At 59.6% G+C, this 20,863-nt stretch carries 16 protein-coding genes and 1 tRNA gene; 14 read left to right on the forward strand and 3 right to left on the reverse strand.

Going from position 1 to position 20,863, the window contains the following annotated elements:
* Nucleotides 1-79 precede the first annotated feature (79 nt).
* The 6 genes from ACZ0A4_RS25020 (at nt 80) to pgaD (ending at nt 9,169) form a co-directional block, all read left to right on the forward strand.
* Complete coding sequence (locus ACZ0A4_RS25020) at nt 80-715, forward strand: NADH:ubiquinone oxidoreductase subunit N (protein ID WP_463576712.1); 636 nt, start codon at nt 80-82, stop codon at nt 713-715.
* 318 nt (nt 716-1,033) lie between these two features.
* The gene (locus ACZ0A4_RS25025; protein ID WP_463576713.1) at nt 1,034-2,539 is read left to right on the forward strand and encodes a YdgA family protein; all 1,506 of its coding nucleotides are present in this window, start codon (nt 1,034-1,036) and stop codon (nt 2,537-2,539) included.
* Between the two features lie 258 nt (nt 2,540-2,797).
* Nucleotides 2,798-5,278, forward strand: coding sequence for a poly-beta-1,6 N-acetyl-D-glucosamine export porin PgaA (gene pgaA / locus ACZ0A4_RS25030; protein ID WP_463576714.1), 2,481 nt, complete (start codon nt 2,798-2,800; stop codon nt 5,276-5,278).
* 12 nt (nt 5,279-5,290) lie between these two features.
* Nucleotides 5,291-7,288 carry a poly-beta-1,6-N-acetyl-D-glucosamine N-deacetylase PgaB gene (gene pgaB, locus ACZ0A4_RS25035; RefSeq protein WP_463576715.1) on the forward strand — a complete coding sequence of 666 codons (1,998 nt, stop codon included), beginning with the start codon at nt 5,291-5,293 and terminating at the stop codon, nt 7,286-7,288.
* A gap of 1 nt (nt 7,289) precedes the next feature.
* Complete coding sequence (gene pgaC / locus ACZ0A4_RS25040; RefSeq protein ID WP_463576716.1) at nt 7,290-8,645, forward strand: poly-beta-1,6-N-acetyl-D-glucosamine synthase; 1,356 nt, start codon at nt 7,290-7,292, stop codon at nt 8,643-8,645.
* Entirely contained in the window at nt 8,642-9,169 is a 528-nt protein-coding gene (gene pgaD, locus ACZ0A4_RS25045) for a poly-beta-1,6-N-acetyl-D-glucosamine biosynthesis protein PgaD (RefSeq protein WP_463576717.1), read from the forward strand. Before pgaC ends, pgaD begins: the two co-directional genes overlap by 4 nt.
* Nucleotides 9,170-9,212: 43 nt before the next feature.
* Here the strand turns inward: pgaD and ACZ0A4_RS25050 are convergent, their stop codons facing one another.
* Entirely contained in the window at nt 9,213-10,736 is a 1,524-nt protein-coding gene (locus ACZ0A4_RS25050; RefSeq protein ID WP_463576718.1) for an FAD-dependent oxidoreductase, read from the reverse strand.
* Between the two features lie 139 nt (nt 10,737-10,875).
* Between ACZ0A4_RS25050 and ACZ0A4_RS25055 the strand changes: the two genes are divergently transcribed.
* The 5 genes from ACZ0A4_RS25055 (at nt 10,876) to ACZ0A4_RS25075 (ending at nt 14,694) form a co-directional block, all read left to right on the forward strand.
* Entirely contained in the window at nt 10,876-11,436 is a 561-nt protein-coding gene (locus ACZ0A4_RS25055; protein WP_150649875.1) for a YbhB/YbcL family Raf kinase inhibitor-like protein, read from the forward strand.
* 87 nt (nt 11,437-11,523) lie between these two features.
* Entirely contained in the window at nt 11,524-13,203 is a 1,680-nt protein-coding gene (locus ACZ0A4_RS25060; protein ID WP_463576719.1) for a vWA domain-containing protein, read from the forward strand.
* A gap of 30 nt (nt 13,204-13,233) precedes the next feature.
* A complete protein-coding gene (locus tag ACZ0A4_RS25065) occupies nt 13,234-13,815 on the forward strand; it encodes an RNA polymerase sigma factor (protein WP_463577633.1) in 582 nt (193 codons plus the stop codon).
* Nucleotides 13,812-14,408 carry a hypothetical protein gene (locus tag ACZ0A4_RS25070; RefSeq protein ID WP_463576720.1) on the forward strand — a complete coding sequence of 199 codons (597 nt, stop codon included), beginning with the start codon at nt 13,812-13,814 and terminating at the stop codon, nt 14,406-14,408. Before ACZ0A4_RS25065 ends, ACZ0A4_RS25070 begins: the two co-directional genes overlap by 4 nt.
* A 19-nt stretch (nt 14,409-14,427) precedes the next feature.
* Nucleotides 14,428-14,694 carry a hypothetical protein gene (locus tag ACZ0A4_RS25075; RefSeq protein ID WP_016987611.1) on the forward strand — a complete coding sequence of 89 codons (267 nt, stop codon included), beginning with the start codon at nt 14,428-14,430 and terminating at the stop codon, nt 14,692-14,694.
* Nucleotides 14,695-14,748: 54 nt separating this feature from the next.
* On the opposite strand, the gene ACZ0A4_RS25080 is transcribed toward ACZ0A4_RS25075, so the two are convergent.
* Nucleotides 14,749-15,789, reverse strand: coding sequence for a virulence RhuM family protein (locus tag ACZ0A4_RS25080; RefSeq protein ID WP_016987610.1), 1,041 nt, complete (start codon nt 15,787-15,789; stop codon nt 14,749-14,751).
* Between the two features lie 199 nt (nt 15,790-15,988).
* Nucleotides 15,989-16,065 (reverse strand) — tRNA-Arg (locus ACZ0A4_RS25085).
* Nucleotides 16,066-16,507: 442 nt separating this feature from the next.
* Between ACZ0A4_RS25085 and gabD the strand changes: the two genes are divergently transcribed.
* The 3 genes from gabD (at nt 16,508) to ACZ0A4_RS25100 (ending at nt 20,762) form a co-directional block, all read left to right on the forward strand.
* Entirely contained in the window at nt 16,508-17,950 is a 1,443-nt protein-coding gene (gene gabD / locus ACZ0A4_RS25090; protein ID WP_093440380.1) for an NADP-dependent succinate-semialdehyde dehydrogenase, read from the forward strand.
* 185 nt (nt 17,951-18,135) lie between these two features.
* A complete protein-coding gene (gene gabT / locus ACZ0A4_RS25095; RefSeq protein WP_007917687.1) occupies nt 18,136-19,413 on the forward strand; it encodes a 4-aminobutyrate--2-oxoglutarate transaminase in 1,278 nt (425 codons plus the stop codon).
* Between the two features lie 137 nt (nt 19,414-19,550).
* Nucleotides 19,551-20,762 (forward strand): HDOD domain-containing protein, encoded by a 1,212-nt coding sequence (locus ACZ0A4_RS25100; protein WP_463576721.1) that lies wholly within the window; start codon nt 19,551-19,553, stop codon nt 20,760-20,762.
* The last annotated feature ends 101 nt before the right edge of the window (nt 20,763-20,863 follow it).

Genomic DNA, 20,863 nt, shown 5'->3' on the forward strand with positions numbered 1-20,863 from the left:
TTTGAAGTGTTGGAAGGGCGCCCCGTGCAAAGCACCCTTCCAGCGCACATCGCTAGCGCTGGTCTAGGGGAAACCAATAATGAAAAACCCTTACGCTCTCGGCTTCTGGTGCGCCCTCGCAGCGCTGGTGCTGCTCTCGGCCACCTATTTCTACGGCATCATGCTGGCCCATCAGATCGACAAGGCCATGATCTTTCTCGACAGCGCTACGGCGTTGATCGCTGTCATGGCAATCGTTGTGGTGGCGTGGGCATCGCTTCAGGTGCAGCGCGTCAAGAAACGCCAGCTCGAACAGGGCAAGACCCTGGTGCTGATCTGGGACACCAAAGTCGCCCTGCGCCGGGTCGAAACCGTGTTCGACCGGTATTTCTGGGGCAGCTACTGGCAACCCGGGCGGACCTTCGCCGAAGTCATGGGCGAACTCACCGGCACACCGCTGGAAAAAAGCCTCGAAGCGCTGAAAAAGCAGTGCCTGGAACTCGACAAGCAGATTGCCGACGAGGGCTGGCACTGGCTCAACAATGCCCGTGAACTGTCCGATGTCGCCACGGCCATGGCTCGTGAGCGTTATCAACTGGACTTCTGCGACCCGCGCGCCGACGGGCCGGGCGGTGCGGTGATCGATCGGGATTTTGAAGTGCTGGTGTACACGTGGACCGCACGGCTGAAAAGCTTTGATCATCAGCTGGATGAGATCGAGGTTCAGTATTCCTGATCGTCTGGGAATCAACTGGCTTTATCGCTGGCAAGCCAGCTCCCACAAGGTTTTGTGATGTTCACAGAACTTGTGTTCGCTGAAGATCCTTGTGGGAGCTGGCTTGCCAGCGATGGCGTCCGCAAAAACAGCGAAACTCTTCCTGCCCGACCACTGTCCACAATTCCCATAGACACTCTTTAACCTTTAAACATTGGGCCGTCTTGCGCGCCCGGTGCTAATCTCCACCGCTGAATTCAGCGCAGTCGAGCCGCGACCCGGTCACGGGTTCAGGGAAGACGACCACACTCACAGCCACGGAAATCGATCAGGTCATTCATGAATAAATCAGCAGGCGTGCTCCTCGGAATTGTTGTTGCCATCGGCGCGATCAGCGCAGGCGGGGCCTGGTACACCGGGACCAAGATCGAAGGCGTGCTCAACAACGCGGTCAGCAATGCCAACCAGGAGCTGCAAACCGCCATGGCCGGCTCCAACGGCACCGCGTCGCTGGAACTGGTGTCGCTGGAACGCCACACCTTCACCAGCACCGCGCACTACCGCCTCAAAGGTGAAGGCGAGATGTTCGGTGATGCGCCGGTCGAATTGCTGTTTGTTGACCACATCGAGCATGGCCCGCTGCCGTTCTCGCGTCTGGTTTCGCTGAAATGGCTGCCGGTCATGGCCACCAGCAACTACGAGCTGGAAAAGAACCCGGTCACCGAAAAGTGGTTCGCCGCGACCAAAGGCGCTGCACCGCTCAAGGGCGTGACCAGCATCGGCTACGACGAATCCAGCACCAGCACCCTCAATCTGCTGCCGTTCGAAACTGCACTGGATGAACAATCGAGTCTGAGGTTTTCCGGCCTGACCATGAACATTTCTGCCAGCGCCAAAGCGCAGAAGGTCAAGGCAGACGGCTACATGGACAACCTGAAACTGGTGACTGTGGCTGAAGACCAGGCGCCGGTACAGGTCGAACTCAACGGTCTGACCCTGGCCAGCAACCTCGCCAAGAGCAGCTACGGCTACTACACCGGGGAAAACACCCTGGTGCTGACCAACAGCAAAACCACCTTCGGCACCAAGCAATCGGTGCTCGGTGTGAAGAACTTCGAAATGAAGAACCTCACCGAAGAAAACGGCAGCAATGCGTCTGGCCGTGCGGACTACAAGATTGGCGAAGTCAGCCTCAACGACAAGAAAATCGGCTCGGCGAACATGGCCATGAGCCTGAAAAACCTCGACATCCCGTCGACGATGTCGCTGATGCAGATCTACCAGACCAAATTGCAGCCGTATGAAAAGGCTGCTGCCGAAGCCGCCGCTCAAGGTTTGCCAGCACCTGAGCTGAACCTGACCGACGCTGAAAACGCCCAGGTCAAAGCCGATCTGCAAAAACTTCTGGCGGCCGGCCCGCAGATTGCCCTGGAAAACCTCTCGTTCAACACCGCCAACGGTGAGAGCAAGGCCAATCTGGTGATCGATCTGACCAAGCCGCAATCGATGGACTTGCCGCCGGATCAACTGGGCAAACAACTGATCGCATTGCTGGATCTGAATATCCAGGTGTCCAAGCCAATGCTGGTCGATCTGCTCAGCGTGCAGGCGCAACTCGACGGTCAGACCGATGCCAAAGCCATCGTCGATCAGTCCAAGGAAGCGGCTGACATGTTCGCAGGCATGGCCGTCGGTTCGCAGCTTGCGGTCGTCGACGGCACCAACGTGGTGACCAAGCTGCATTACGCCGCCAATCAGGTCGAATTCAACGGCCAGAAGATGACCGTCGAGCAGTTCGTCGGCTTCCTGATGAGCAAGTTCGCAGGCGTCACGCAAGTGCAGTAATTCTGCGTTCTTAATAGCAACGCCCGGCCTCTGTGTTGAACAGACGCCGGGCGTTTTGCTGTCTGGTGTTCGGGTTTTTGGCGTTGCGGCTGAGCCGTCGCGAGGATTCTGAACAATTATTGTGTTCTGGATTCTGGTCTACGCTTGCGTGCAAGACTGCCTGACTAAGCTTGGCCGTTGGATGTGCATTGGCGGCCACCGTTACGAATGGGCAAGGAGGGCATTGCGACCCGGCTGGCCATGTAAGGATGCTGACGAATGCCGCGTATTGATGTTCCTGTATTACATCGTGGTTTACGCCCTTTGTTCCGAGTTGCGCTGTGTAGCCAATTGCTTTGGCCGGCGCTGGCGTTTGCCGACACACCCTACGATCAGATGGTGCGCGACGCCCGTGCCGGGCAGTACGCGCCTGCGCTGACGGTGCTGCGTCAGGTGCCGCCCGGCCAGTCGACCACCGGGCAGATCAGCGATCACCTGCAAATCGCCAGTTGGGCCGGCCTCGATGCCGAAGTGGTGCAGGTCTATGAAACCCAGGGCCGTGATCGGGTCCTGCCGGTGCAGGCGCTGACTGCCACTGCACGCGCCTATCGCAACCTCAAGCGCTGGGATCAGGCCACTCAGGTCTACAACAAAGCCCTGGCGCTGGAACCGGACAACGCCGACCTGCAATTGGGCCTGGCCCTGACCCAGGCTGACGCCGGCAAGCCCGACGAAGCGGTGAGCCGCGCCAAAGCGCTGGTGGCGGCCAAACCTGATGATCCGTCTCGTCGTCTCGCCTTGGGCTACGCCCTGACCCGCGACAACAAACCCTACGACGCCCTGTTCGAATACGATCAAGCCTTCAAACGCGCCGGCAGCAAACCGGAAGTCGCCCGTGAATACGTGGTCGCCCTGCAAAAGGCGCGTCTGCCGGAACCGGCGCTGCGTCTGGCCAATCAGCGTCCGGGGTTGATCGATCCGGTCACGTTGCGTCGCCTCGAAGGCGATCTCGCCGCCGAGCGCGTACGCCTGGCCGAACTCGCCACGCGCAGTGAAAAAGAACGCTATGTCATCGCCGACCGCGCGCTGGCCGACTACGACAAACTGCTCGCCACCTGGACGCCTGACGCGACCGCTCATGATGACGTGACCCGTTGGCGCATCGACCGCATGGGCGCGCTCAAGGCCCGCGCACGCACCGCCGACGTCATCACTGAGTACCAGAAGCTGCAAACCGAAGGCGTGAAGATTCCGACTTACGCCCTGCGCTGGGTGGCGGCGTCGTATCTGGATCAACGCCAGCCGGAAATCGCCACCGACCTCTATCGCCAAGTGCTGGCGGCGCCGGACGCCGATGTTGGTGATCGCCTCGAAGACACCACGGCGCTGTACTACGCGTTGCTGGAAAGCGACCGCAACGATGAAGCGCGCAAAGTCGCTGAAGACGCCGCCAAGTCCCAGCGCCCGCGTATCGAACTGAAAGGCTTGCCGATCGGCAACCCCAACGATGAATGGATGGATGCCCAGCAACTCGCCGCGCAGGCCGGGACTTACGGTTCCGATTTGCCTCACGGTGAGGAGCGCTTGCAGACCCTGGTCGATCAGGCGCCGGGCAACGTCGGTTTACGTCTGGCTCAGGCCGATTTGTACCTCGCCCGCAACTGGCCGCGCCGCGCAGAAATGCAGCTCAAGGAAACCGAGAGCATGGTGCCGCGGGACATGGGCCTGGAAATTGGTCAGGCTCACACGGCCATGGAACTGCAGGAATGGCGGCAAATGGATGCACTGACTGACGACGTCGTCGCACGTTATCCGGACAACCGCCAGGTGCAGCGTCTGGCCCGCGAACGCGAAGTGCATGACATGTCCGAGCTGCGCGTCGAAGCCTACGGCGGCAAGGCCAATGGCGGCGGCAGTGGCGATGCCGGCGCCGTCAGCGGCAGCCGCGATTTTGGCATTCAGACCACCCTGTACAGCCCGCCCATCGATGAAGACTGGCGCGTGTTCGCCGGGGCCGGTTATGCCACCGGCGACTTCGCTGAAGGCACCGGTAACCATCGCTTCCAGCGTGTTGGCCTGGAGCGGCGCACCCGCGACATGACCCTTGAAGCGGAAGTTTCCAACCACTCCTACGGTTTCGGCGACAAACAGGGCGCGCGTCTGGCGATCGCCCGTGACATCAACGACAACTGGCAATACGGCGGCAGCCTCGAATATCTGTCGGCCGAGACACCGTTGCGCGCGCTTAACAGCGACATCAAGGCCAACGGCGGCAGCGGTTTCATCCGCTGGCGCGCCAACGAGAGCCGCGAGTGGCGCTTGTCGGTCAGCCCCTCGCACTTCAGCGACGGCAACAACCGCGTCGAAGCCTTGCTCACCGGCCGCGAGGGCGTCTACAGCGCGCCGAACGTGCAGGTCGATGCCGGTCTGGAAGTCGGCACCAGTCACAACTCCATGTCCGATGACGTGCCGTACTTCAACCCCAAATCCGACTTCAGCGTGATGCCGCTGGTCAACGTCAATCACGTGCTCTACCACCGCTACGAAACGGCCTGGAGCCAGCAATTCCAGGCCGGCGCGGGGACGTACAGCCAGCGTGATCACGGTACCGGCGGCATGGCCTTGCTCGGCTACGGCCAGCGTTATGCCTGGAACGACGTGTTCGAGGTGGGCGGTTTGTTCAGTGTGATCAACCGGCCTTACGACGGTGATCGGGAGACCGATCTGCGTCTGCTCGTCGACCTCACTTTCCGCTTCTAGAAGAGTTTGAAGATGCCTTTGATTTCGCGTTTCATCCTTCTGCTGGGAGCGCTTCTGATCAGCGCCTGCGCCCAGCAAGCTCCGGCCTTCGCGCCGCCGTCCGAGCGTCCGCTGGCGGCCAGCGAAAAACCGTGGCCGAAAAACCACGTGCTCGGCATCGCCTATCACGATGTCGAAGACCGTGACCCCGATCAGGCGGTTGTGGCGGTGCGCACCGAGCGCATGATCGAGCAGCTTGCCTGGTTGCGCGAGAACGGCTACAAACCGGTGACGGTCGACCAGATCATGGCCGCGCGCAAGGGCGGCCCGGAACTGCCGGCGAAAGCGATTTTGCTCAGTTTCGACGACGGTTATTCGAGCTTCTATACCCGTGTGCTGCCGGTACTACGCGCCTATAACTGGCACGCGCTGCTGGCGCCGGTCGGCAGCTGGATCGACACGCCGCTCAATCAGCCAGTGGACTTCGCCGGTGCCCCACGCGTACGTTCCGACTTCCTGACTTGGGATCAAGTGCGCGAGATTTCGCAATCCGGTCTGGTAGAAATCGCCGCGCACACCGACGCCAATCACAAAGGGATTCTGGCCAATCCGCAGGGCAATATGCAGCCGGCTGCGGCGACCCGGCGCTACGATCCGCTGACCAAACGCTATGAATCCGAGGCTGACTTCCAGGCGCGGATTCGCACCGACGTGAACAACATCTCGGAAAAAATCCGCAAGGTTACCGGCAAGAAACCGCGTGTCTGGGTGTGGCCGTATGGCACGGCGGACGGTACTTCGCTGACCGTGGTCGGTGAGCAGGGCTATGAAATGGCCCTGACGCTGGACGACGGTCTCGACGCCCTCGACAACCTGATGAGCAGCCCGCGCTTCCTCGTCGCCTCCGACCCTGATGGTGAGCATTTCGCCAACAGCGTCGTCGGCGTGCAATCGGATTTCGTCATGCGCGTGGTCCATGTTGATCTGGACAACGTCTACGACCCGGACCCGGCGCAACAGGACATCAACCTCGGCAAACTGGTGCAGCGCATGGCCGACATGGGTGCCAACACGGTATTCCTGCAGGCCTTCGCTGATCCTAAAGGTGATGGTCTGGTGCACTCGCTGTACTTCCCCAATCGCCACTTGCCGGTGCGCGCCGACATCTTCGACCGCGTTGCCTGGCAACTGCGCACTCGCGCTCATGTGAAGGTGTTTGCGTGGATGCCGGTTCTGAGTTTCGGCCTCGATTCCAAACTGCCTCGCGTTACCCGCTGGGACCCGAAAACCGGCACTACTGCGGTGGACCCGAATCAGTACCAGCGCCTGTCGCCCTTCGATCCCGAGGTGCGGCGGCTCATCGGTGAAATCTACGAGGACGTGGCGCGCCTGACCTCGGTCGACGGCATCCTCTATCACGACGATGCGCTGCTGTCGGACTTTGAAGATGCCAGCCCTGAAGCTTTGAAAGCCTACGCAGCCCAAGGTTTGCCCGGCTCGATTGCCGCGCTGCGCGATGACCCGGCCGCGATGCAGCGCTGGACGCGCTTCAAGAGCAAATACCTCATCGACTTCACCAACGAGCTGACCGCGAAAGTCCGTGCAATTCGTGGCCCGCAGGTGCAGACCGCACGCAATATTTTCGCCGAGCCGATGCTCAATCCACACAGCGAAGAGTGGTACGCACAGAACCTCGATGACTTCCTCGCGACCTACGACTGGACGGCGCCGATGGCCATGCCGCTGATGGAAAAACAGACCCAGGCAGAGTCCGGCCCGTGGCTGGAAGCGTTGGTGGCCACGGTCAAGAAGCGCCCCGGCGCGCTGGATCGCACGGTGTTCGAATTGCAGGCCCGCGATTGGACCAAGAAGGATCAGGCCGACATCGACGGCGCGCATCTGGCCGATTGGATGGGTCGCCTCAAGCGTCAGGGCGCGACCAGTTTCGGTTATTACCCGGACAACTTCCTCGACAACCTGCCGGACCTGAAAACCCTAAGGCCTGCGCTCTCCAACAAATGGAATCCATAACATGCTGGATAGACTGTTAGCCCTGCTTGTTCTGGCGCTCGTCCTCGGGGTGCCGCTGGGCCTGATCTTCCTGGTCACCGGGCAGTTCCTGATGGACTTCGTGTTCTTCTACCCGCTGTTCATGTCCGGGTTGTGGATTGCAGGTGGTCTGTATTTCTGGCTGCACTGGGAGCGGCACTGGCCGTGGAAGGACGACACCTTGCCGCCACCGCTGGAAGGCGAGCCGCTGATCTCGATTCTGATCCCTTGCTACAACGAAGGTGACAACGCCGCCGACACCATCCACGCGGCGCTGGCCCAGCATTACCCGAACATCGAAGTCATTGCGATCAACGACGGCTCCAAGGACAACACCGCCCAAGTGCTCGATGCGCTGGCCAAGGAAGATCCGCGCCTGCGCGTGCTGCACCTGGCGGAAAACCAGGGCAAGGCTGTGGCCCTGCGTATGGGAGCGATCGCTGCGCGTAGTGAGTATCTGGTGTGCATCGATGGTGATGCGTTGCTGGCGCCGAACACCGCGGCATATCTGGTCGCACCCATGCTGGATAACGCACGTCTTGGCGCGGTGACCGGCAACCCACGGATTCGCACGCGTTCGACGCTGGTCGGGCGAGTGCAGGTTGGCGAGTTCTCCTCGATTATCGGTTTGATCAAACGCACGCAACGGGTCTTTGGACGGATCTTCACCGTGTCCGGCGTGATCGTCGCGTTCCGCCGTAGCGCGCTGAACCGGGTCGGTTACTGGAGCCCGGACATGATCACCGAAGACATCGACATCAGCTGGAAACTGCAACTGGATCACTGGAGCATCTTCTACGAGCCGCGCGCGCTGTGCTGGATCCTGATGCCGGAAACCCTCGGTGGTTTGTGGAAGCAGCGTTTGCGCTGGGCGCAGGGCGGCGCCGAAGTGCTGTTCAAAAACATCCGTGGCATCTGGCAGTACCGTCACCGTTACCTGTGGCCGCTGCTGTTCGAATACTGCCTGTCGACCGGTTGGGCGTTCACTTTCCTGTTGTCGGTGATTTTCTGGGGCGTCGGCAAGTTCGTGGTCATGCCCGAGGCCATCGCGGTGGATCACCTGATGCCGCCAGCGTTTACCGGGTTGCTGCTGGCGTTTGTTTGTCTGGTGCAGTTCGCCGTCAGCATCATTATCGACCGCCGCTACGAGCCGGGACTGGGCAAAACCATGTTCTGGGTGGTCTGGTACCCGATTGCATTCTGGCTTGTCAGTTTGCTGACCACACTGGTCAGCTTCCCGAAAGTCTTGTTCGGCCAACATCAGAAACGTGCGCGCTGGGTCAGTCCTGACCGGGGTATCAAACCGATCGGCGACGACGAAGAGGAGGTCATCAAATGAAAATCATCCGGACCCGCCAGCGACCTTTTCTGGTCGTGGTCGATGTGGTGCTTACCGTGGTTGCGTGGGTGGGGCTGCTGTTCTTGCTGATACGCGGGTTGTGGCCGCTGATTGAAACCCACGCCGGTGGGCCGCGCATCGACAACTCGGCATTCGATGCGCTGGGCACTTTGCAGATTTATCTGTGGGTGGCGTTGGTCAACGCGGTGATTCTGATTTCCTGGGCGCGTTATCAGCAGCGCAAGAGTCGCAGTTTTGCCCAGCGGCGGTTGCCTTCGCCGGTGATCGACGATGAAGGGTTGAGCAAGAGTTTCAAACTTTGCGATGACCGCTTTCAGAAACTGCGCACGCCCGGGGTGATGACCATTCACAACGATCAGGAAGGCGACATCAGCCATGTGGTGACGCATTTCTGGCCGGTGCAGCAGGAAGAATTGCCGCCGCCGCTGGCACCGCTGGAGCATCCGCGGGTGATTTTTCTGCATGCCGAGGATGACGATAATCGCGAACCTCTTCCCCGTTAATTGATCGTTCCCACGCAGGAGCGTAGGAACGATCAATCGGCCGCTAATCGCGGATCAGTTCCCAAGCCTCTTCCATCGGCAGCGGTTGCTTCATGCGCTCGGTGAGTAACGCCATCGCTCTTTCTTTCTCGCAAGCCACGGCGGCAACTACCACACCGTTTCTACCGAACAGCCCAATGAATGGCGGATGTTCAGGCTCGCCGAGAAACTCCACCTCATCCCAGTGCTCAGCGTGGCCGAGGTAGTCGTAATTCTTGCCGAAGTGCCAGGTCCAGAAGAACGGCACGTCCAGATAATGCTCCTCGCCACCCAGCATGTTGGTAGCCGCGATTCGCGCGTGCTGCTGGGCCAGACGCCAATGTTCGATGCGTTGCGGCTGACCATGCAGCGCAAAAGTAGCGATGTCACCGATGGCCCACAGACTTTCGCTCACACGCATGCCGTCGTCGACGCGCAATGACTGGTCCTTTTCCCTCGGCAGTGAGGCGAATGCTTCGGTCGCCGGACGCACGCCGATCCCAGCCAGTACCAAGTCGGCTGAAAGCCGCAGACCATTGTCCAGCAGCACCGCTTCGACCTTGCCCTCACCGATGATCTCGGTGGCTTCGTGCTCGGTGATGAACTTCACTCCGTTTTCCTCGTGCAAAGCGCGGATGGCTTTGCCCACGGCCTCGCCAAATTGCGCGGCGAAGGGAATCGCGTGGCGAGCCAGCACCGTGACATCGAGGCCATACTGGCGCAGGGCCGAGGCGCACTCGAGGGCGATGAAGCTGTCACCGATGATCACGGCGCGTTGATCGGGGCTGGCCGCTTTCATGATCTGTTCGGCTTGGGCTTTTGAGCGCAGCACGAACACCTGCGGAAGTTCGGCTCCGGGTAACTTCAGCGGGTTGGGCTCACCGCCGGTGGCCAGCACGGCCGCGTCGTAGCGCAAGATCTGGCCATCGCTGAGGTGCAAAACCTTGCTTGAGGCGTCGAGCGAGGTGATTTCGTTTTCCAGTCGCTCAATACGCTGCTCTTTATAAAAAGCTTCATCTCGCAGCGGTGGGGTTTCCTCGGGGGGCATTTCTCCAGCGAGGACAAATTTGCTCAGCACCGTGCGGTCGTAACCGGCATCTGCCTCGCGATCGATCATCACGATCCGGCCACCAAAACCTTTTTCCCGCAGCGCCGCCGCACACGCGGTGCCGGCCGCACCCGCGCCGACAATCACGAACGTGCGCGAATCATCCGCCGGCGGCGTGTGCGGATCCGCCAACGGCTGATCATCGACCCAGACCTCATCGCCACGCAGTTCCAGTGGATAACGCTTGAGGCTGTCGAGCGCCGGTGGCTCGCACAACGCGCCATCCTCCGCGCGAAACGCAGCCTTGTGCCACGGGCAGATCAGCCGTCCGTGACACACCGCGCCCTCAGCCAACGGCGCGCCGGCATGGGGGCATTCGCCCTGAAAGGCGCGTAACTGCCCACCGGCGCGCAACAGCACAATCTTGCAGTCGCCTATTTCAACTTGCAGGCCACGGTCTTCAGGGACATCGGCAAAACGGGCGACGCGGTGCAGGGACATGTTCGGCTTCCTCGCGGGCATTTCTCTTGTGAGTTTGCGCGGCAGTGCGAGGTTCAGCCATTTGCCACTGCCACGGCACCAACGGTACAGCTATAGTTTGCATGCCGACGACGGCCCCACTGCACAAGGTGCTCCCGGAATGACCCGATTGACCTCTCTCAACCCATGGCTGGCAGCCCTCGCCGTCACCCTTTGCGTGCAGTTTCCGGCGCAGGCCCAAGAGCGTTTCACCCTGAGCATCCCGGGTGTTTCCGATAACCGCCTGTTCACCTCGGCAGCCGCCAGCGATGCGGCCGGCTGCGGCGGCAAGAACCAGTCGCCGGCCCTGAGCTGGAACGCCGGCCCCGCCGGCACCCAGAGTTACGCGATCGTCATGCATGACCCGGACGGCCAGAAAGGCCTGGGCGTCGATCACTGGATTCATTACGGCATCAAAGCCACCACGCACCAGATCGCGGCGGGCGTGGGTGCCAAATCCGCATTCGAAGGTGTTGGCGGCACCAACAGCAAGGGCAACACCCATTACATGGGGCCGTGCCCGCCAGTGGGCGACAGTGCGCATCACTACATCATCCAGATCTACGCACTTGATCTTGCGCCGGACGCCTTGCCGGCCGGTTTGACCCGTGCCGAGCTGATGGAAAAAATCAAAGGCCATGTGCTGCGTAACAGCAGTGCGGTGCGGCGTTATCACCGCTGAGAATATTTTTAGCGGCGTTTAACCCGAACTGAAAGGGCTGCCCGTCTCAGTGGATGAATGATCAATTTCATCCCGAGGTCAGCCCCCATGTCACTTCCTCTCATGCGTCCTGTTGCGGTTGCTGTGCTGCTGGTGCTCGCCGGTTGCGGTGCTTCGTCCACACCCGATTCCGCTGCTGTGCCAGCGCCGGCGCAGTCCGAAGTTCTAGTTCGCCAGGAAGCGGTCATGGCTGACACCTCAATGGCCAAGCGCGCGCTGTACAAGGTGCCCAATGCGGGCAGTGCGCCGATGCCGTTGAGTGAAAGTTATCCACAAGGCTATCGCGACGAGCAGCGCGAGCAGTATCAGACGCTGGCCGATAACCCGATCCACAGCGTCGCCGAGACGCCGGTTTCTACCTTCAGTGCCGACGTCGACACGGGCGCTTATGCCAACGTCCGTCGCCTGCTCAATCAAGGCCGATTGCCGCCGGAAGGCGCGGTACGGCTGGAGGAAATGGTCAATTACTTCTCCTATGACTACGCGCTGCCCAGCGACGGCTCGCCGTTTGGCGTGACCACTGAACTGGCCGTATCTCCGTGGAACCCGCACACACGCCTGCTGCGCATCGGCATCAAGGCGTCCGACCGCGCGGTGGCGGAATTGACCCCGGCCAATCTGGTGTTTCTGGTCGACGTGTCCGGCTCGATGGATCGCCGTGAAGGCCTGCCGATGGTCAAAAGCACGCTGAAATTGCTGGTTGATCAGTTGCGCGATCAGGATCGCGTGTCATTGGTGGTGTATGCCGGTGAATCGAAAGTGGTGCTGGAGCCGACTTCCGGACGGGATAAAGCGAAAATTCGTACAGCCATTGAGCAATTGACTGCGGGCGGATCGACCGCCGGTGCTTCAGGCATTGAATTGGCCTACCAAAAGGCACAGCAGGCCTTCATTCCCAAAGGCATCAACCGCATCCTCCTGGCCACCGATGGCGACTTCAATGTCGGCGTCAGCGACTTCGACAGCCTCAAACAAATGGCTGTGGATAAACGCAAAAGCGGAATTTCGCTGACGACGCTGGGTTTCGGTGTGGATAACTACAATGAACACCTGATGGAGCAACTGGCCGATGCCGGCGACGGTAATTACGCCTACATCGATAATCTGCGCGAGGCGCGCAAAGTGTTGGTGGATCAGTTGAGTTCGACGCTTGCCGTGGTGGCGAAAAACGTCAAATTGCAGGTGGAATTCAACCCGGCGCAGGTCAGCGAATATCGCCTGCTTGGCTATGAGAACCGCGCGTTGAAGCGTGAGGATTTCAGCAATGACAAGGTCGATGCCGGCGAAATCGGCGCAGGACACACGGTGACCGCGCTGTACGAAATTGTTCCGACGGGTGAGAAGGGCTGGTTGGAGCCGCTGCGTTACGGCAAGTCGGAGCCGGTTGTTTCCGGAAAAAGCGGAGAATTGGCAATGCTGCGTGTGCGTTATCAACAGCCTGCAGGTGGGAAAAGTCTGCTGATCGAGCGGCCGATTGCCTATCAGGTTGCAACCGCCAGCGAGGATCTGCGCTTTGCCGCCGCCGTTGCCGCGTTCTCCCAACAACTCAAGGACGGTCGTTACACCGGCGACTTCAGCCTGAAAGACACCGAGGCATTGGCCCGTGGCGCTCGCGGTGATGATCGCTTCGGCTTGCGCAATGAGTTCGTGCAACTGGTCGAACTGGCGCAGAGTTTGCGCAGCTCAACCGCATCGAATGCGCTGGCCACTGAACGACGGATCGAATAAGTGAGTCGTCTGAAAGGCTTTATCAGTCAGCTGTTTGCATCGGCAGACAGCTCAACCGCCAGCAGCGATGAATCGCTGCTGGCGCGTTATCGCGACGGCGACGGCACGGCGTTCGAGATCTTGTACGCGCGCCATCGTCAAGGGCTGTATCGGTTTCTACTCGGATTGAGCGGCAAACCGGAACTGGCCGACGAGGTATTTCAGGAAACCTGGCTGAGCCTGATCCGCAGTGCCAGTCAGCCACAAGGCCGGGCGACATTTCGTACATGGCTGTTCCAGATCGCGCGCAATCGCCTGATCGACCACTGGCGCAAACACGGCGCTCGGCAACCGCTGCACGACAGCTACGACGAGCAAAATCACGCTGTCACCGACGAGGCGAACGATCCCGAACAACTGCTCAGCCTCAGTCGCGACAGCCAGCGCCTTGAAAGCGCCCTGCAAACCCTGCCTGCCGACCAGCGCGAAGTTTTCCTGCTGCGCGCCCACGGCGACCTCGACCTGGCACAAATCGCCAGCCTCACCGAAACACCGCTGGAAACGGTCAAAAGCCGCTTGCGCTACGCCCAGCAAAAACTGCGTCGGCTGCTGGCCGAGGAGGTACTGACATGACTGACGCCCGCCAGATACCCGAAGATCCGCTGATCAAACATGTGCGAGAACAGCACAATGCCGAACCGCCAGCGCACCTCGATGCGTTCATCCTCAACGCTGCGCAGCGTCAAACCCCTGCGCCGAAACCAACCCTATGGCAACGCTGGCTCGACGCCTGCCGCAAACCCCGCTGGCAAATCGCGTTCGCCAGCCTCGTCGGCGTGGCATTGATGTTGTCGCTGGTGCAGCGCACCCCCGAGCCGCTGCGCCAGTACGACTACGCCCCAGCCCCCGAACTTGCCGTACCCATGACCGACACGGACTCGGCGCAACTGCACCGATTGTCCGCCCCGGCCGGCGCCATGCCTGCACCTGTGCCGATGATGGAAATGGCCGCGCCGATGCAAAATCAGGCCATCAGCGCCGATGAAGCCAAATTCAGCAAACGCGCCACCGCCCCGGCCAATGGCCTCGACGCGCAACTGCGCGAAGTCCTGCGCCTGCGCCAATCCGGACAGTCGCAAGCAGCTGACAGCCTGTTCAACAACCTGCACAAACGCTACCCGAACGCCGATCTCGACGCCCGACTCGAACAGTTGCAAGAAAAATGACCCTGTAAACCTCAGCCATTTGGCAATGCCCCGCAAAAACGCGCACTATCGGGGCATTGCCAATACGCTGGAGGACAACGTGGCATCGAAAATTGACCGCATTGCCCAATTGCTCAACTGCCCGGAAAAGGGCGAAGAGATGCGGCGCGCTATTACCGAGGCACGGAAGGAATTTCTGCTGAACCAGCCGGAAGAAGACGTCGTTGATGAGGACGAGGTTTTTGAGGAGGTTGAGGGGGAAGAGGACGACGATGAATATGATGAGTTTGATTGGACGACGGAATGAATTGAGCTTCAGGCGCTTGCTCAGTTTTTGGTCGCCTGATCCAAGGCAGTGGGCTCAGTGCCGACTCTTTTGTGAAATGTGGCGAAGTGCTTCAATGGCTGACCGTTCGCCTTCTGTCTCTTTCAGAGCCCTGCGTCGTTCGGCATAAATTTCATATTCAGCTCGGGCTTTTTCTTCCGCTGCTTGATTAGTTGTGTGCCCCGATCCTTGCAAAATCTGGCGGCTGTTGAATTCCAAAAACTGGTTCAACTTCTCCTGCCAATCCCGCAGAAAAACCTGTTTGCGCATCATTGCTTGGTCTTCGGCGAAATCCAGCCACATCGTAACGATGCGATTGAGAGCATTGATTTCTTCTTGGATGAGGTAGTTTTTAGCGATTGTGACATCGCTTTTGCGCACTTCATCTCCCTTGAAGTTGGTTAGACCCATATATGGTTTTGAGGCGTCAACGCGCTGGAAGATTAACTCGGCGGCAGTCAGGCCAGTGCTGGCGAAATGAAGCTTGTTTTGGATGATCTGAAAGAACGCAGTCGTATCTTTGTTGGACGGCACATAATCGGCCGCCATCGCGAAGATATCCTTCACCCTTAAATAAACCCGTCTTTCGCTGGCTCGAATATCTCGGATGCGCTCAAGCAGTTCGTCAAAATAGTCAGGTACCTGTGAGTGCCCCACTGGAGGGTTTCTCAATCGCTCATCGTCCATGGCGAAGCCCTTGACCAGATATTCTTGAATTACCTGGGTGGCCCATCGACGGAATTGGGTTCCTCGCTTGGAACGGACGCGGTATCCCACCGCGATAATCAAGGGCAGGCTGAAATATTTGACGTTGTAAGGTTTGTTGTCGGCGGCAGTTGTTCGGTAAAACCGAACAACTGAATCCTCTGACAACTCGCCCTCGGCAAAAATATGGCTGATATGTTCGCTGATGGTTGCTTTGGCCTTACCGTACAGTTCACAAATCATCGACTGAGATAGCCAAAGCGTTTCGGACTCGAATCGACATTCCAGGCGTACCTGACCTTCGGAGCTTTCAAAAAGCAAAAGCTCCCCTTGAGGGGCTGCAGGATAGGCTGTGTCGTTCTGATCAATCATTGGGCTGTCCGCGACCAGTTCTGGCGAGTCTTTACATTGATCGCAAAGGCTCAGGTTTGGCTACGTAGTGTGGCGAAAACCGCTGGCCTAATGAACCCGATTGTCGTGTAATTTTGTTTCCAACCGATCTTTTCATAAAACCATCGCCCACAAAAAAGCCCCGGACTTCATCAGTCCGGGGCTTTCTCGTTTAAATCAATGGCGCACCAGGCGGGATTCGAACCCACGACCCCTGCCTTCGGAGGGCAGTACTCTATCCAGCTGAGCTACTGGTGCAGCGGGCGACATCATACCTAGGTCGGCTCGGGGCGTCCATGCTGGGTTTGAGCAGGTATTGTCAGTGCGCGTGTCGGCGCAAATCGCTGCATTCCTTAAAGCTGTAACGTCCTGCAAAACCCTCGCTTGGCGCTTTGGCGGGGTTGATCTAAGGTTTTCCTGCGATGGGGGCTTTTGGCTCGTTGATCTGAAAAATTCCACAAACACGGCGTTTTTGTTCTTTTTTTCGAACGACCTATTGTCCTTTAACCCCTTTGATCCTACGATCCGTTTGAGATTTCAAACGCTCGTTGACGGGATGTTGAAGCGCAGGTGCTACCAATAGTGCACTGTTGATGCGCCACACCCGGTCACTGATTTCCCTGACGGCAGCCTTGCGAGGCGCCTTTCTACAATCATAATTTGCTCCGCGCAGGCCGCGGTGCTGTTAAGGAAAGCCGACATGCAGCTTAAAGACACCCTGTTGTTCCGCCAGCAAGCCTTCATTGATGGCGCTTGGGTCGATGCGGATAACGGTCAGACGATCAAGGTCAACAACCCGGCCACCGGCGAAATCCTCGGTACCGTGCCAAAAATGGGCGCCGCCGAAACCCGCCGTGCCATCGAAGCCGCTGACAAAGCGCTGCCGGCCTGGCGTGCACTGACCGCCAAAGAGCGTGCCGGCAAGCTGCGTCGCTGGTTCGAATTGATGATCGAGAACCAGGACGACCTCGCGCGTCTGATGACCCTCGAGCAGGGCAAGCCACTGGCCGAAGCCAAGGGCGAAATCGTTTACGCCGCTTCGTTCATCGAGTGGTTCGCCGAAGAAGCCAAGCGCATCTACGGTGACGTGATTCCGGGCCACCAGCCCGACAAGCGCCTGATCGTGATCAAGCAGCCAATCGGCGTGACCGCCGCGATCACCCCGTGGAACTTCCCGGCCGCGATGATCACCCGTAAAGCCGGCCCGGCACTGGCCGCCGGTTGCACCATGGTGCTCAAGCCTGCTTCGCAAACACCGTTTTCCGCTTTCGCCCTGGCCGAACTGGCTCAGCGTGCGGGCATTCCTGCGGGCGTTTTCAGCGTGGTGTCCGGCAGCGCCGGCGACATCGGCAGCGAGCTGACCAGCAACCCGATCGTGCGCAAACTGTCGTTCACCGGTTCGACCGAAATCGGTCGCCAACTGATGTCGGAATGCGCCAAGGACATCAAGAAAGTCTCGCTGGAACTGGGCGGTAACGCGCCGTTCATCGTGTTCGACGACGCGGACCTGGATAAGGCCGTCGAAGGCGCGATCATTTCCAAGTACCGCAACAACGGCCAGACCTGCGTCTGCGCCAACCGTCTGTACATTCAGGATTCGGTCTACGACGCGTTCGCCGAGAAGCTGAAAGTGGCTGTAGCCAAACTGAAGATCGGCAACGGTCTGGAAGATGGCACCACCACTGGCCCGCTGATCGACGAAAAAGCGGTGGCCAAGGTGCAAGAACACATTGCTGACGCTGTGGCCAAAGGCGCAACCGTACTGGCCGGTGGCAAGCCGATGGAAGGCAACTTCTTCGAGCCGACCATCCTCACCAACGTGCCGAAAAACGCTGCGGTGGCCAAGGAAGAAACCTTTGGTCCGCTGGCGCCGCTGTTCCGCTTCAAAGACGAAGCCGAAGTGATCGCGATGTCCAACGACACCGAGTTCGGTCTGGCTTCGTACTTCTATGCTCGCGACCTCGGTCGTGTGTTCCGTGTCGCTGAAGCGCTGGAATACGGCATGGTCGGCGTCAACACCGGGCTGATCTCCAACGAAGTCGCGCCGTTCGGCGGCATCAAGGCCTCGGGCCTGGGCCGTGAAGGCTCCAAGTACGGCATCGAAGACTATCTGGAAATCAAATACCTCTGCCTGGGCATCTAAGCCCGGACAAGGATCGCTGCAAACGCAAAGGGCACGAGAGCGCTGTCCCTTTGCGTCGTATCAAACCGGAATTTTCTCTGCGGCCAGGAACGCCGTGGCAGTCGATCATCGCATGCTGCCACCGTCGATTCCTCCCGCTTAATCCTTGAACCACGCCGCCCGATGAGCGGCGAATGAGGACTGTAATGAGCAAGACTAACGCTGAACTGATGGCCCGTCGTACCGCAGCTGTTCCACGTGGTGTTGGCCAGATTCACCCGATCTTCGCTGAATCGGCAAAAAACGCTACCGTGACTGACGTTGAAGGTCGTGAGTTCATCGACTTCGCCGGCGGCATCGCTGTTTTGAACACCGGCCACGTGCACCCGAAAATCATCGCTGCCGTCACCGAACAGCTGAACAAGCTGACCCACACCTGCTTCCAGGTACTGGCTTACGAGCCGTACGTTGAGCTGTGCGAAAAGATCAACGCCAAGGTTCCGGGTGATTTCGCCAAGAAAACCCTGCTGGTCACCACCGGTTCCGAAGCCGTAGAAAACGCCGTGAAAATCGCCCGTGCCGCCACTGGCCGTGCTGGCGTGATCGCCTTCACCGGCGCTTACCACGGTCGTACCATGATGACCCTGGGCCTGACCGGTAAAGTCGTGCCTTACTCGGCCGGCATGGGCCTGATGCCAGGTGGCATCTTCCGCGCGCTGTACCCGAACGAACTGCACGGCGTGAGCATCGACGACTCGATCGCTTCCATCGAACGCATCTTCAAGAACGACGCCGAGCCGAAAGACATCGCCGCGATCATCATCGAGCCGGTTCAAGGCGAAGGTGGTTTCTACGTTGCGCCGAAGGAATTCATGAAGCGTCTGCGCGCGCTGTGCGACCAGCACGGCATCCTGCTGATCGCTGATGAAGTTCAGACCGGCGCTGGCCGTACCGGTACGTTCTTCGCCATGGAACAGATGGGCGTTGCTGCCGACCTGACCACGTTCGCCAAATCCATCGCTGGCGGCTTCCCGCTCGCCGGTGTTTGCGGCAAGGCCGAATACATGGATGCTATCGCGCCAGGCGGCCTGGGCGGCACCTACGCCGGTAGCCCGATCGCTTGCGCCGCTGCTCTGGCGGTGATGGAAGTGTTCGAAGAAGAACAACTGCTGGATCGCTGCAAGGCTGTCGGCGAGCGTCTGGTCACCGGCCTGAAAGCTATCCAGGCCAAGTACCCGGTGATCGGTGAAGTCCGTGCCCTGGGCGCGATGATCGCGGTCGAGCTATTCGAAAACGGCGACAGCCACAAGCCGAACGCTGCAGCAGTAGCCTCGGTTGTGGCCAAGGCGCGCGACAAGGGGCTGATCCTGCTGTCCTGCGGCACCTACGGCAACGTTCTGCGCGTACTCGTACCGCTGACCTCGCCGGACGAGCAACTGGACAAAGGTCTGGCGATCATCGAAGAGTGCTTCTCCGAGCTTTGATCACCCCGTGTGACCTGATCGACAAAAAACCCGCTTTGGCGGGTTTTTTTACGCCCCTTGAAACACATCGGACGCTTTAGCATTGTATCGAATGGCCAGCATTGGCTAAGGTTCAGGCATTGCAAGGGAGAGCGCGCATGACTGCCGTCGATTTACCCGCCGTACCGCGAGTGCTGATTGCCGAGGCCGATCCGTGGTCCCGCGACCTGCTCAAACAAGTGTTGCTGAACGTGCGCTGCGATGCGCGGCTGGATCTGTGTGCCGATGGCCAGCAAGCCTTGTCGATGCTCAGCGAAATTCCTTATGACCTGGCCATCGTTGATTGGGAGCTACCCGGTGTCGATGGCTTGAGCGTGTTGCGCAGCGTGCGGCAGCGCAAACGCAATCCGCCGCTGCCGTTCATCCTGATGAGCAGCCGCAACGACAGCGCCAGTGTGCGCGAAGCGATTCCGCTGGCGCCGACGGCGTATCTGACCAAACCGTTGAACATGGAAAGCCTGACCGAGCGATTACAGGGCTTGCTGCTCAATGCCGGTGAGGAAGTGTTCTGTGAGGTGCCGGCATTGGCACCGGGCATGACTCTGTCGGTTTTCCTTGAGCGCCGCCGAGAGCAGGCTGACGGCGCGCCGCTGATGACCGACGTGCAAGTGGCGGTGAAGCGCAGCCTCAATCCCAATGGCCTCGATCTGAAGCTGTTGGAAGATGAGATCAAAACCGATCCACAAATCACTGCAGTGCTGATCGCTGCAGCCAACAGCGCCGCGCAGCACCATGGCGCACCGGTACAGACACTGGCTCAAGCCCTGCATCGCCTGGGCACCGGGCAGAGCATGAACCTGATTCTGGGGTTGGCGCTCAAGCGCAGCGCCAAGCTCAGTGATCCGTGTCTGGCGGATTACGCCGAGCGCTACTGGGGGCTGTCGCTGCACACCGCTGAATACGCGCGCACCCTGGCGCGCTTGCTCGATCTGGATCAGGAGCGCTGTTACTGCGCGGGCATGCTCCATCGTCTCGGCGATCTGGCGTTGCTGCGTTGTTTGCAGGAATGGCAGCAGGCTGGCGGTGCGCTGGATGAGCTGGAGGAAGTCGGCGAGGCGTTGGCCGAGTTTGGTGCGGCTTATGGTTCGGCGTTGCGCACCCGCTGGCGATTGCCGCTGGAGCTGCGTGAGCTGATTGCGTCGGTGTACCAGCTCGGCGGCGGTGTGTATTCCCGTGAGGCGCTGGTGATGAACATGGCGGCGCAGATGGCGCATCTGACCGAGCATGAAGGCGTTGAGGAATTGGCGAAGAGCCGCACGGCGCGGTTGCTGAAGATCGGCTTGCCGGAATTGATGCGGATGCGCAAATAACATTGATACACAGCAAAACCATGTGGGAGCGAGCTTGCTCGCGAAAGCGGTGTGTCATTTAGCGCTACGTTGACAGACAAGACGCCTTCGCGAGCAAGCTC

The organism is Pseudomonas sp. AC172 (genome assembly GCF_979258595.1).

Excerpts from the sequence above, each read along its gene's own strand:
- ACZ0A4_RS25020 (WP_463576712.1), top strand. The coding sequence starts at position 80 with ATGAAAAACCCTTACGCTCTCGGCTTCTGGTGCGCCCTCGCAGCGCTG.
- ACZ0A4_RS25025 (WP_463576713.1), top strand. The coding sequence starts at position 1,034 with ATGAATAAATCAGCAGGCGTGCTCCTCGGAATTGTTGTTGCCATCGGC.
- pgaA (WP_463576714.1), top strand. The coding sequence starts at position 2,798 with ATGCCGCGTATTGATGTTCCTGTATTACATCGTGGTTTACGCCCTTTG.
- pgaB (WP_463576715.1), top strand. The coding sequence starts at position 5,291 with ATGCCTTTGATTTCGCGTTTCATCCTTCTGCTGGGAGCGCTTCTGATC.
- pgaC (WP_463576716.1), top strand. The coding sequence starts at position 7,290 with ATGCTGGATAGACTGTTAGCCCTGCTTGTTCTGGCGCTCGTCCTCGGG.
- pgaD (WP_463576717.1), top strand. The coding sequence starts at position 8,642 with ATGAAAATCATCCGGACCCGCCAGCGACCTTTTCTGGTCGTGGTCGAT.
- ACZ0A4_RS25050 (WP_463576718.1), bottom strand. The coding sequence starts at position 10,736 with ATGTCCCTGCACCGCGTCGCCCGTTTTGCCGATGTCCCTGAAGACCGT.
- ACZ0A4_RS25055 (WP_150649875.1), top strand. The coding sequence starts at position 10,876 with ATGACCCGATTGACCTCTCTCAACCCATGGCTGGCAGCCCTCGCCGTC.
- ACZ0A4_RS25060 (WP_463576719.1), top strand. The coding sequence starts at position 11,524 with ATGTCACTTCCTCTCATGCGTCCTGTTGCGGTTGCTGTGCTGCTGGTG.
- ACZ0A4_RS25070 (WP_463576720.1), top strand. The coding sequence starts at position 13,812 with ATGACTGACGCCCGCCAGATACCCGAAGATCCGCTGATCAAACATGTG.
- ACZ0A4_RS25080 (WP_016987610.1), bottom strand. The coding sequence starts at position 15,789 with ATGATTGATCAGAACGACACAGCCTATCCTGCAGCCCCTCAAGGGGAG.
- gabD (WP_093440380.1), top strand. The coding sequence starts at position 16,508 with ATGCAGCTTAAAGACACCCTGTTGTTCCGCCAGCAAGCCTTCATTGAT.
- gabT (WP_007917687.1), top strand. The coding sequence starts at position 18,136 with ATGAGCAAGACTAACGCTGAACTGATGGCCCGTCGTACCGCAGCTGTT.
- ACZ0A4_RS25100 (WP_463576721.1), top strand. The coding sequence starts at position 19,551 with ATGACTGCCGTCGATTTACCCGCCGTACCGCGAGTGCTGATTGCCGAG.